We start from the raw sequence: 12,794 nt of genomic DNA on the forward strand, positions 1-12,794 counted from the left end.
CGGTGGACACCACCCTGCTGGTCCCGATCCAGCTTCAAGCCCTCCAGGTCAACCCGGGTGTGCGCGCCCAGGGCTTCCGGCGGTGGCGGATGGACTACACCCAGCTGCCCGGCTTCGGCTCGCCCGAACCCGACGCGTTTGCCGAGCCCCGGCTGGACTGGGCCGGTGACGCCGACAGCGACGGCGTGCACCTGCAGTGGGTCCTGCCCGCCGCGATGCGCACCGGGCACCACGACGCGGCGGGCGGCACGACGACATATCCGCTGGTGCCGAACCGCTGGCTGGTCGTCCGCAGCGCGACGCGAGCGGATCGGGCACCCGGCGACCGGGTCCGCAGCCGAGGGTGGGTCGTCGAGAGCGACCACCTCGGTCCGGACGGAGCCTCGCCGTACCTCGACCCGACGGCCCGGACGCCGACGCCGACCCGGATCGGCCGGGTGCTGCCCCTGGCGGGTTGGCGCGAGCCGGCCGAGCGTCCGACGCCGTTCCTGACCGCGGTCGCACCCGGCAACATCACGTTCGCCGCCTATCAGCCGCACGCCGTCGGGGTGTTCTCGCTGCACGACCCGGCCGACGACGTCGAGGACGGGTCCATGCTGTCCTATGTGGTCGCCGGCTGGTACGCCGACGCCGCGTCGGACGTACTGGCCCCGGCCCGCCAGCCCGCCGGCCTCGCCGCCCGGCTGGCCGAGCTGGGCTGGTCCGCCGGCCCGGACCTGGCCGGGCGCGTCGCCGGCACGACCGTCTGCCACGGCGCGATCCGCGCCCTGGCCTACTCGCGGACGTTCGCCGCGCCGCGCCCGGCCCCGACCGCGATGGCCGTCGGCAACACCTCCGTCGACGCCGTGTCCGCCCTCATCCGCGACCGGGCCGCCCGGCAGCCCAACGCCGGACTCGACCCGGACCTGCTCGAAGCCTTCCAGTACGACCTGCTGCACACCCTCGACGACCCGGACGGCCCGGCGCTGCTCGCCACCCGCATCCACGACGCCTGGTTCACGGCGCGCCCCGGCGGATCGGTGTGGCAGGTGGTCGCGGCACAGCCCGACGGCAACGGGCCACCGGCCGAGCCGGGCACCGCCGACCCCGACTGGCTCGCCGAGCTGAACCGGGCGCAGGCCCGCTACGATCTTGCCGCCCGCCGGCTGGCCGCGCTGCAACGCGAGCTGTACGAGCTGTGGTGGAAACGCGGCCGGTACAACGCCCTGCATCACCGTCCCGAGGGCCTGACCGACGACCAGTTTGCCGCAGAGCTCGACCCCGGCCGGCCGGAGAGCCTGGCTGGCCGCGTCGCGGCGCTGCACCGGGAGGTCCAACGGGCCCGGGCGGACGTGCCGTGGGGCACCTCGCAGCAGGAGCTGGCGGCCGCGATGGACGCCTACACCGCGCGGCACCCACTGCCCCCGCGCACCGTGCTCAAGCGCGCCGACCTGCCGTCGTTCCGCAGCGCGGCCGACCCGGTGGTGGTGATCGCGGGGGTACGGGCGGGCACGTTCGACGAGAACCTCGGCACCGGGCCGGACGGGCTGCTGCCGTGCCGCTTCGCCGATCAGTTGGTCACCGCGCTGACCCTGCCGCTGGCCGGGCTGGTCGGACCGGACGGCCGGCTGCCGGACGGCTCGGTGCCCGGCCCGACCCCGCCGCCCGGAGTGCAGATCCCGGTGAACGCGAGCGACGTCGTGGGCGCGCCGGGGATCGTGCCCCTCACCGAGCAGCACGGCGGGGTCCCGGTGGCAGCGGCGTTCGTCGCCCTTCAGACGGAGGCGTACCTCCTCGACCCGGCCCACGCTGCGGAGGTCGCCGCCATCGCCGCCGATCGGGTGGGGCTGCCGTGGGCGACGGCCGAGCTGACCAGCGCCGCCGAGCAGCTCATGGCGGCCGGCTCCGGTGTGACTGGGACACCGCCGGCGATCCTGCCGCAGCGCTGGTCGCAGCCCTGGGCGCCGCTGTTCCTGGAATGGCAGACGACCTACTACCCACTGCCGCTGGACACCTTGTGGACCTTCGACGGGACCTCGTACGACGCGAGCTGGCGCACCACCTGGACGAACCCCGGACCTCAACCCGGGCAGACTCCCGGGCACCCGTTCAGCATCAGCGGCCGAAGTCTGCTGACACCGCAGCCCTCGGCCACCTTCAAGGCCCGCCTGGACACCTACCTGACCACGTTGCCGGAGCCCACGCGGACCGCGCTGTCGTCCTTCGCCACCTCCGTCGACGCGTGGGACCTGCTGTCCCAGGCCCTGAGCGGCTTCAACGAGAAGTTGGCCCTGCGTGATCCGGCGAGCCTGCGTACCCCGGACGCCGCCGACGTGGACCCGGTGACCGGCCTGAGCATCGCCGAGCTGATCGGCGGCGGCGGTGTCGCGATGCCGATGGTCGACGGGCCGGTGACCTACGGCCCGCCCGAGCCCGGCGGATTCCAGGCCCTGCGTGCCGGCCAGTTCGCCTTCACACAGGTCAGGGTCGTCGACCGGTTCGGGCAGAGCATCGACGTATACGACATTGGTCTCGCCGGCGCGCTCACCCCGACCATCGCGCAGGGGCTGGTGCCGCAGCAGCCGATCAATACCGGGGTGGCGACCTTCATCCAGCTGCCGCCGCGGCTGCTGGAACCGGCGCGGCTCGACGTCGGCTTCGCACCGGGCGGACCCGGTCGACCGAGCCGACCGGGCGAGGACGCCCCGGCCGCCGCCGACGTGGTGTGCGCCTGGATCGTGCCCAGCCCGCTCGACGAGGCCCTCGCCTGCTACGCCCCGGACGGCACCGCCCTGGGCGAGCTGACCGAGACGGCCGGCCTGACCGGGCCGCAGGTCTCGTGGCTGCCCGCCCCGGGCTCGGCCTGCCCTACCCTCGACCTGCTCACCGGGAACTTCCCGGTGCTGGCCGGTTTCCTGCACGGCCTGACCGTCGCCGGCCCGGCGGCCTTCGCCGACCTGCTGCGCACCGTCGACGCCACGCTATGGACCATCGACCCGCCCGGCGGCGGCGACGAGACCTACCTGGCGGCCCTGGCCGGCCGCCCGCTCGCCCTGGTCTGTGCCACGCTGCACGGCAGGTCGGCCCGGCCGCCGCGCACCGACCCGCAGTGGCCGCACACCTTCGACCCGGTCCCGTCGCCGGTGTCCGCCCACGACTTCGGGGTGCGGGTCGGCGATGCGGCGCTGCGCGGCGACGGCCTGATCGGTTACCTTTCCGTCCCGGACGGCGGGCACTTCCAGGCGGCCTACCGGCCGGCCGGCCTGATGACCGACTACGTCCGGCCGATCGGCCCGGACTCGTTCCCGGCGGTCAGGTTCGATGACGCGTCACGCACCGACCTCATCGTGCTGATGGACCCCCGGCTGCCCGTCCACCTGGTCACCGACATCCTGCCGGTGACGACCCTGACCCTGCCGCAACGTATGGTCGCCGACGCGATGGCGGCAATGGCGCTGACCGTCCGCTTCGGCCCGCTCCTGACCGACCTGCAACCCTCGGCCGCGGGGCCCGCGATCGTGCTTCCCCGGCCGCCGCAGGTGGACGGCACCTGGTCCTGGTCCGAACGGGACGGCGTCGGCGTCACCACCTTCGACATCGCCCCGGCCGACGGCGTCGCCCGTTTCCCCGGCACCCCACCGACCGTACGCAGCGGCTGGCTGCGGCTGCACGGCGGCGTGCGCCCGCCCCGGTAGCGACGGGCACAGCCGGCTCGACTCCTTGTGGAACCGAGCGGGGAGGACTTACCACTGCGCGAAGCGCGCCGACTCCTCGCCGACCCAGACCGTCCGATCAGCGAGATCGCGGCCCGAATCGGCTACCACGACCCGGGATACTTCACCGAAGATGTCAGTCGGAACACCGAAGCACACCCCAACATGGCGCCACACCGGCCGAAAATCGCCCTGATCGGTCAACCGCCACCCAATCACCGGGACCGAAGCCCGTCATACCGATCGTGAATATCCCCAAGGGATTGACAGTGGCGCAAGCCCATCGATACGCGAGTTGGGGCAACGTGACGAGCTGCGGTACCGTGCCAGGTCAGCTGCCGAATCTGTGGGGCATTCGTCTTGTCAGGAGGGTAAGCGTGCAGTTGCATCGAAACACGACGAAACTGCGCAAGACTTGCCTCGCCTGGGGGGTGTTCGGGGCGCTTGCCTGGTTGGCGGCGCGGTGGGTCGGGGCCAACCCTGATCACCTCTATCACGGCAAGGCGTCCTTCTTCGAAGTCGTCAGCCTGGCTACAGTCGCTGTTTCTCTCCTTTCCTGGCTGATGCTGCTCTGGCCGTTTGTGATTGAAGTTGACGCGGGTGGTCTGACACTTCGGCTGCGGGGAATCACGACCCGACTGCCTTGGGAGTCGGTGGAGTCGCTGACCATAACGAGGGTGGGGGAGTCGTGGGATGCACCGACCATCAAGATGTGCCTGGCTCCTGAGGTGAAGCTCGGGGGTCGGGTGGCCACTAAGCGAGACGGACGACGGATCTACTCGTTGCTCGAATTGAAAGACTTCACCATCGAACCGGAAGAGGTAATTGCAGTTCTGCGGCGGTACGGCGGCGGGAGGGTCGACGCGCAGGAATACCTTCAGCACCGGGCGGCGAAGCGGGTCGTTGCGCGGTTCATGCGCGGGGACGAAGTCCGAGCCGACCCACATCTGGCCGAATACATGGCAGCACAGCGGAGCATCGAGGCGGAGAAGCGCGAGGAGTTGTCATCAGGTGACGGCCAGGAGCCGGGGCGGTGGTGCTGACCAGGACGGTGAGTGACATCGGTCGTGGCGCTGCGGCCAGGCCGTCGTTCCCGCCTGGGAGGCCTGCCCGGTACCCTCACGGTGATGTCCGCTCTGCGGCCGAACGCGTACGCCGGGCGGGTGGGCCCGCGATGATGGTTGCGTGAAGGCGATCTACCCTGACGATGGCGACGGCGACCGAGCGGCGGATCCCGGGGCCGTGCCCGGTCTGCGCCCCGCGACCGCAGGCCTGGCCGACCCTACGTCCCGCACGCTCGAGGTCGATGGGGAGACCTTTGTTCTCCGCGCGAACGCGTTCGGTGGCACCGACTACACGTGGCTCAGTGGGCCGAACCCCGGCTACGGCTTCGGCGTCAGCCCGACGGCGGACCTGTCGCTTGACGAGCACACCACGAACATCCGTGACTTTCTGGACACCGTCGACGCCGGCACCGGATACCTCGAAGACGACTGAGCACCAGGAACGTTCGACGTTCTGGACTGCCGGTCCGACGCTTCGGCTGTGCTGGTGCGAGCCTGTGATCAGCGAGATCGTGAAGGGTGGGGGCCGATGAGGGTCGCGATCTCCGGGACGCACGGAATCGGAAAGACCGCTCTTGTCGATGCGTTGTGTGCGCATCTGCCGGGGCACGTCATGGTCGACGAGCCGTATTACCTCCTGGAAGAGCAGGGGTACGAGTTCGATTTCCCGCCGTCGCCGCAGGACTACCGGGCGATGTTGGCGTGTTCGGTGCGGAGCATGCGGTCGCCGTCACCCTCCAAAGTCGTCTTCGACCGCACACCACTGGACTATCTCGCCTACCTGGCCGCGAACGGAGCGGACCCGGCGCAGGAGGCTGACGTCTCCACGTTGCGCCCCGCGTTCGCGACGCTCGATCTACTGGTCATCGCGGTGATCACACCGGAGAGCGAACGCATCCTGCCCGCAGGCGATTCTCGACGTCCTGAAACCAGCATCGGCGGGCACAGGTGCGGGTCCGACCGGATTCAGGGCCGAAGGGCCATGGTCAGGGTGATGCGGGCCGGTCGGCGTGGCGGGATCGTCGGTGTGGTGCGCGAGGATGGGCGCGTGTTCGACGGGATCGACGACATCGACTGGGTGCGGCTCGGTCACGCCTACGGCTCGGCCGGCGATGTGCCCGGCCTGCTCCGTGCCCTGCGCTCGCCCGACGAGGAGGAACGCCACGCCGCCTTCGGGGGGCTCTACGCCAGCATCTTCCACCAGGGCACCCGCTACGAGGCGTCGGCGTACGCCGTGCCGTTCCTGCTGGAGCTGCTCGCCGACCCGGCCACCCCCGACCGGGAGCTGGTGCTCTACCTGGTGACGGTGCTTGCGGTGGGCCACGACGCGAGGTGGCTGCCGCAGGGCGTCCCGGTGGTCGAGCTGCGTCGGGCGGCCGACGGCGGGCGGGAACTGCTCGCCGCCAAACCGTCCCCGTGGCACGGCGACGACGAGACCGGTAAGGAGTACGTCGAGTACGCGTACGTGGAGTCGCTCGACGAGGCGGATCAGCGGCGGCTGTGGGCGTACATCGAGCTGGCCGTCTACGAGGCGGTGCGGGCCGGTGTGCCGCTTTTCCGTGAGCTGCTCACCGACGCCGACCCGGGGTTGCGCGTCGGTGCGGCGTACGCGCTGGCCTGGTTCCCGCAGGACGCGGCCGGCAGCATCCCGGCGCTCGTCGCGGCGGCCGGGGTCGCGGGGGAGGTGGACGAGGGTGAGGCGGCGACCGCTCTGGTGGCGGCCGGGTTGCTCGGTGCCGCGCCCGACGTCGGGCTGCTGGCCGATCCGCGGCCGGTGATCCGCTGGGCCGCCGCGATCGGTCGGGCCTGGGTGCTCGGCGTCGATGCCGACGAGGCGACGGTCGACGAGCTGCTCGCCTGGACGGCCGCCGCCGAGCCGGGCACCCGGCCGGCCACCGGCGGGGTCGAGGTGCCCTTCCTCGGCGGCGACCTCAACGGGTACGCGGGGCTGTCCCTGCGCCTGCTCGGTCCCCGGCACACCGGTCGGGCGTTCGACGCGCTACTCGACCGGCTGACCGTCGCCGTCGGTGAACAGGCGTTGCCGGTGGCGGCCGAGGCGCTGCGCCTGGCGTTCCCCGACGGCCGGCTGCCCGCCGGGGTGGCCCGCGCTGCGTTGACATCCCGGCAACGGCGGCTCGTCGAGGTGCTGGCCCGGTCGCCCGGGGCGTGGCTGATCGACGGCGTGTCGTTCGGCAACTTCGCCTCGCTCGTCGGCGACTACGGCCTGCCGCGCAGCCGGGAGGCGATGCTTGCCTACCTCGACACCCCCTGCGGCCTGACCCCCGGCGGTCCGCCGGCATCCCCAGCAGGCTCCGGCTGCGCCGTCAGCAGCGGGTAGTTGGCGGCGTCGTCCTGCGGATGATGGCATGCGGTTCGGGCCCAACCCGTTGACCACGACGAGGTGATCAGCCGGGTCTCCGTCGCCGACCATGCTCCAAGAGATTGATTTGGATCAATTGTTGGACGAGAATGTCGGGATCAGGGGCCGTCATCGCCCGTCTTCCTCGTCCGGTCGGGAGGAGGTGTCGAGCATGGAGCGCTACGAGGACCTCGAAGGAACCGCTGTGGGCCTGATCAACGCCGTCATCAACTGACGCGCCGGTCACCAACCGGGCGGGCACGGGTCGTCCCATCACCGCGTGTCCGCCCCCTCGGCACCGAACCAACGGACCGGCGCGGGAGGACAGGGATGGCCGACCTCACCTGGCGGGATCCGGCGGCGTTGCCGCTGCGCCCGTTCATCGACCTGACCGCCGATCCCACGGTCGCGCCGTCCCTGGTCGCCGAAGCGGCCCTGTTCTGCGCCGCCCAGGCCGACCCCTGCGGTTGGCTGCCCGCCCACGCGGCCCCCGCCGACCTGCGTCGCACGATGTGCCGCGCCGGCCTGCTCGACGCCACGGACCCACTCGTCGCGCCACCCGGGGTGGCGGAGCGGCTCGCCAGCGGAGACCACGCCGGTCTGCTGTGGGCGGCCCGACTGATGCGTGCGCTGGGCCGCTGGGACGATGCCGCGCAACTGCTGCGGCGCATCGGAGCTGACGCGCCACCCCCGGTGTACGCCTGGCGTGCTCTGCTGCTCACCGAGGACGGCCGGCAACCACCTCCCCCGGTGCCGCCCGAGGTGGCGGGCCTGCCGGTCCGGCTCACCACCGCACTCGCCCACGCCCGGTCCGCCGGGACGGCCGGCCAGCCGGCCGGGAAGGCGCTCACCAGGGCGGAGTCCCTGGCCGCCGGTCTCGCCGGCGAACGGTTCGGGGTGATCGCCCGGGCCCGGATCCTCGCCGTGCGGCTGAGCTGCCCGGGTGAGCCGGCACCCGAGGCCGACACGGTCCGCGCCGTCGTCCACGACCTGGGCAAGGACCGGAACGACTTCCTCGCCCGCGACGCCGCGCTGGCGCTGCTGCGGGCCGCCACCCTCGCCGCCCCGCACGGGACCGCTGCCTGCTCGGCGTACGAGTTCGCGGGCGTCGCCCTCGCCCTCGATCCGACCGGCGCGGCGACCCGGCTCCTCGCGGCGGACGCGGCCCTGGCGGCGGGCGACCGGGAGGCGGCCCGCACCCACTACCGGGTGGCCGCCCGGACCGGCCTGGCCGAGCGGACCGCCGCGCTGGCCGGACTGCTCGACCTGGCCACCCCCGCCGCGCCCGGCGCGAACCACGAGTCCACCGGCGGGTCGGCTCCGGCAACGGACACCGGCGAACTGGTGGGGGCGCTGGCCGACCTGCTCGCCACGGATCGCCGCGCCGAACGGGACCGGTTGGCGGTGCTCGTGGCGCGGCGTCCGGCCTTGGCCGGCACGGCCTGCGCCGACGCGGTGCGGTGGGCGGTCGCGGCGCAGGGCGGTCCGGCGGCCGGGGCGCGTCCGCTTCCGCTGGAGCGCTACCGGCCGTTCCTCGACCTGAACCCGAGCGCGCTCCTCGACCCGGTCGACACCCCGCCGGTCGCGATCCACACGCCGCTGATGTCGTACGCCGCCGTGCTGGAACGTCGTGAGCCGTGGTTCCGGGAGATCCACCCGCAGCGGGCCACGGCCGCCATGTTCCGCGACGAGATGCAGGCGACGGCGGCGGTGTACGGGTACGCCTCCGATGCCGCCTCGGCCGACTACGCGACGTGGCTGGCGGCGTCCGACGGCTGCCCGCCCGGGGTGCGGGACCGGCTGGCCAACGTGTCGGACCTGCCGCTGCTGGACCGGGCGCTGCTGGGCCGGCTGCTGTCCGCGCTGGGCTTCCACGCCGAGGCCAAGCGGATCCTTCCCGGGCCGGACGTGCCGGTCCGTGACCCTGTGGACGCGTACGCGCTGGCCAGCTGGATCTTCGCCGAGCAGATGCTCACCACGGGGCACGCGGCCGAGTTGGAACCGCACTTCCGCACGCTGTACGACCAGCTCGGCGACGACGTCAGGTACGCCCGCACCCGGGTGGTCACCACCATCAACGCCACCGTCAACGCGGCCCGACGCCGGGAGCCCGACACCATCGCCCGGTGGCGCAAGCTCGGCGAGGAGGACCTCGCCCGGTACACCGCGCTGCCCGAGGTGTCGGAGTTCGACGCCGCGATCATGACCAGCAGATGGTTCCGGGCCATGGGGTTCCTACCGTTCCTCACCGGCGACCGTGACCTGCTGCGGGCGGACCTGGACCGGTGGCTCGGCATCGCCCGGGAGGTGACCGGACACGACGGGCACACCCGGGTCATCGCCGCCGACAACTACTTCCCGGCCGTGGAGACCGCCGTACGCACCCACACCCACCTCGGTGAACGCGACACCGCGCTGGCCCTGGTGGACGAGCTGGCACAGCGGATCGACCCGATCGACCCGAAGACCTGGCTCACCGCCGGGGAGCTGCGGTACCAGGCCGGCGACCACGGTGGCGCGCTTGAGGCGTACCTGCGGGCCGCGCACCTGCAGTTCCCGTACGGGCGGATCTCCTGGTTCAATGCCGGTCAGGTGCACGAGCAACTCGGCCGGGCCGACCTGGCCGCCGAGTGTTACCGTCTGTCGCTCGCGCACTGGCCGACCGGGGTGTCGCCGCTGCGTCGGCTGCGTGACCTGCACCTGCGCGGCCGGCTGCCCGACGACGGGGGAGTGCTGGCGGCCTGGCTGGCGGGCCAGCCGGCGTGGTCGCAGCTACCCGCGTTCCCGGGGTGAGCGGGGTGCGGGTGCCGCCCTACGGGGCGCAGCGCGAACTGCTGCTGCTGAGCGACACCGACCCGGCCGGCCTGCCCCGGCACAACCCGATGCCCCGGGCCTGGACACTGTGGCGCATCCGGGGCGGGGTGGACGTGCCGCGTCTGGCCGCCGCCATGCGGGCCGTCGCCGCCGGCAACGACGTCTGGCGGGCCCGGTTCGCCGCAGGCCCGGAGCTGGTGTACGGACCCGGGCAGCCCTTCCCGGTGACCACGGTGGACTGTGCCGACGTGCCGGCGGACCGGCTGCTGGAGGAGGCCGGGGCGGCCCTCGGCGACGCGGTGTACGCGCCGATCGACCTGCGCCACGACCCGCTGGCCGGGGCCTGCCTGGTGCGGCTGGCCCCGGACGACCATGCGCTCGCCCTGGTGGTGGACCACGGCTTCGCCGACCACGCGACGCACACCCGGTTCGTGCGTCGCACGGCTGCGGCGTACCAGCATCCGCGGCGCACGCCGCCGCCACTGCCGTCGTTCTTCGCGCACGCGGCCGAGGTCGCCGCCGACCCGCGGCGGGCGGCGTCCCGGGAGTTCTGGGCGGCGGCGATGAGCCGGGACGTCCCGGCGGTCGCCTTCCCCGGCGGGCGGTGGAAACCGTGGCCGGACACCACCGCCAGCGCCGCCTGGCCGCTGCGGCTCGACCGAGCAACCACCCAGGCCATCCGGTACGCCCGGGAACTCACCGGCGCGACCGGCTCCGGTCTGCTGCTGGCGGCCCTGACGTTCCTGCTGGAACTCTGGGCCGAGACGGACGTCCCGGTGCTGTACGCGCGGGGCGGCCGGTGGACCCGGGAGAGCATCGAGGTTCCCGGCGCGCTGCACGAGGCGGTGGTGAGCGTGCCGCCGGGCCAGCGTGCGTCCGCCTCGCTCGCCGACCGGGTCCGTGGTCTCGCCACCGCCACCGCCGCCGCCCCGCCGCTGTTCGGTCAGTGGCTCACCGACTTCGGTGGGGTCGAGGCCCTCCGGGAACGGCGTCGCCTCGTGCTCAACGTGGTGGCGGCGGAACCCACCGTCACCCTCGGTGACGCCACGATCGGCCCGGCGGACCGGCTGCTGCGCGGCAGCGTACGCCCGCCGGAAGGCCGGCGTGGGTTCCCCGCCCACAACGCGCTGCACCTGGCGGTGACCTGGTCGGCCGAGCAGCCTGAGGTGACCGTGCACCACGACCCCGAGGTGCTGCCCGCCGCCGCGCCGTTCGGTGCCGCCCTGCTCCGGTTCCTCGCCCTGCTGGCCGAACAGCCTGACATCGCCGTCGACCGGGCCGCCGACCTGCTGCGCGCGACCTGGCTACGGGCGGCCGACGCCCCGCCCACGGCCGCGTCGACCTGACGTGACGGACCGCCGTGGCGGGCTGCTCCGGCAGCACGACTTCCGGTCCCTGTGGCTCGGGGCGGTCGCCAGCCAGTTCGGTGCCCGGATGGCCCTGGTGGCGCTGCCGCTGGTGGCGGCCGGCCCGATGCACGCCTCCGCCTGGCAGGTGGGTCTGGTCGGCACCCTGGGCACGGTGGCGTTCCTGGTGGTCGGCCTGCCCGCTGGCGCGGTCGTCGACCGGGTGCGGCAGCGGCGGTTGCTCATCGGCACCGACCTGGGGCGGGCCGTGCTCGTCGCCTCGCTGGCCGTGCCGGTGGCGTCGGGCGGGACGGCGCTCGGCCAGGTGTACGTCGTCGTCCTCGGCGTCGGGGTGCTCACCGTGTTCTTCGACGTCGCGCACCAGAGTTACCTGCCCCGGGTGGTGCGGGCCGACGAACTGGTCGAGGGTAACGCCCGGCTGAGCACCACCCTCGCGGTGGCGCAGGTCGCGGGGCCCGCGCTGGCCGGGTTGGCCGTCGACCTGGCCGGCACCCGGCCCGCCGTCGTGGCGATCGCGGTGGGGTTCGCCGGGTCCGCCGCGTACCTGGCCCGGGTCCGGGCGGTCGACACGCGGCCCGTCCCCGCCGGCCGGTCCCGGCTCGCCGGGCAGATCCGCGACGGCGTGGCCTACGTGCTGCGCCACCGGGTGCTGTGCCTGCTGGCGCTGGCCGGCGGCGCGTACAACATGTTCGCCCTGGTGGTGCAGACGATGGTGCCGGTGCGCCTGGTCAGCGAGCTGGGCGCGTCCCCGGCGACGGCCAGCGCGTACTTCAGCGCGGGCGGTGCCGGCGGCATCCTCGGCGCGGTCGTCGCCCGGCGGCTGGTCCGGCGGCTCGGGCTGTACCGCGCGGTCTGGCTCTGCCTGCTCGTCACCGCCCCGTTCGCGCTGCTCACCCCGCTGATCGACAGTGCCGGTGGAATCGGGTTGGCGGCCGGCGGCTACCTGGTGCTGTGGGCGGGTGCGACAGCCTCCAATGTGGCCCAGGTCAGTCTGCGCCAACAGTTGTGCCCGCCCGACCTGCTCGGCCGGATGAACGCCACCATGCGGTTCCTGCTCGGCGGGGCGATGCCGGTGGGTGCGCTGCTGGGCACGGTGCTGGGGGCCGCCGCCGGTGCCCGGGTTGCCCTGTGGGTGGGTGCGGTCGGTCTGCTCCTGTCCTGCCTGCCGCTGCTGCGCCTGCGCGTCCCCGCCGACCGGCGGCCCGCATAGCGGACGTCTGCTCCCGGTCGGTGTGGATCTTGTGGGATATCCACGCTGCTACGGCCCGTCACATCAGGTTATCTGGGTGTCCGTTTCGGCGTTGGCCGGGTTGTTTGTGGTGTCAAGTTGTGACGGCTCTTTACGGGCCAGCTGAGTGATCTCTAAGGTCCCGGTGACTTCGATCGTTGATCACGGGGGCAGTTGTGCGGGGATGGGTGAGGTCGTACGGTGCTGCGCGCCTTGGCGGCGTGGCGCGGTGGACGGCTGCTGTAGCCACGGCGGCGTCCATCGTGGTCA

General features: G+C 73.2%; 7 protein-coding genes and 1 pseudogene. All 8 read left to right on the forward strand.

Annotated features, from left to right (window positions below; translation table 11 throughout):
* Positions 1 to 2 precede the first annotated feature (2 nt).
* The 8 genes and pseudogenes from JQN84_RS23980 (at position 3) to JQN84_RS24015 (ending at position 12,506) form a co-directional block, all read left to right on the forward strand.
* On the forward strand, positions 3 to 3,674 hold the full coding sequence (locus tag JQN84_RS23980; protein WP_204960811.1) for a hypothetical protein: 3,672 nt from the start codon (positions 3 to 5) through the stop codon (positions 3,672 to 3,674).
* A gap of 27 nt (positions 3,675 to 3,701) precedes the next feature.
* On the forward strand, positions 3,702 to 3,941 hold the full coding sequence (locus JQN84_RS32615; protein ID WP_204960812.1) for a helix-turn-helix domain-containing protein: 240 nt from the start codon (positions 3,702 to 3,704) through the stop codon (positions 3,939 to 3,941).
* A 128-nt stretch (positions 3,942 to 4,069) separates the two neighbouring features.
* Positions 4,070 to 4,735, forward strand: a complete 666-nt coding sequence (locus JQN84_RS23990; RefSeq protein WP_204960813.1) for a hypothetical protein — start codon at positions 4,070 to 4,072, stop codon at positions 4,733 to 4,735.
* 142 nt (positions 4,736 to 4,877) lie between these two features.
* Positions 4,878 to 5,189, forward strand: a complete 312-nt coding sequence (locus JQN84_RS23995; RefSeq protein ID WP_204960814.1) for a hypothetical protein — start codon at positions 4,878 to 4,880, stop codon at positions 5,187 to 5,189.
* A gap of 96 nt (positions 5,190 to 5,285) precedes the next feature.
* Positions 5,286 to 5,663 (forward strand): annotated as a pseudogene (locus JQN84_RS31640) (AAA family ATPase); the annotation flags it as partial.
* Positions 5,664 to 7,445: 1,782 nt separating this feature from the next.
* On the forward strand, positions 7,446 to 9,908 hold the full coding sequence (locus JQN84_RS24005) for a tetratricopeptide repeat protein (protein WP_204960817.1): 2,463 nt from the start codon (positions 7,446 to 7,448) through the stop codon (positions 9,906 to 9,908).
* A gap of 5 nt (positions 9,909 to 9,913) precedes the next feature.
* Entirely contained in the window at positions 9,914 to 11,275 is a 1,362-nt protein-coding gene (locus JQN84_RS24010; protein WP_204960819.1) for a condensation domain-containing protein, read from the forward strand.
* A 1-nt stretch (position 11,276) separates the two neighbouring features.
* A complete protein-coding gene (locus tag JQN84_RS24015; RefSeq protein ID WP_204960821.1) occupies positions 11,277 to 12,506 on the forward strand; it encodes an MFS transporter in 1,230 nt (409 codons plus the stop codon).
* Positions 12,507 to 12,794 lie beyond the last annotated feature (288 nt).

The organism is Micromonospora humidisoli (assembly GCF_016900955.1).
GTDB lineage: Bacteria > Actinomycetota > Actinomycetes > Mycobacteriales > Micromonosporaceae > Micromonospora > Micromonospora wenchangensis.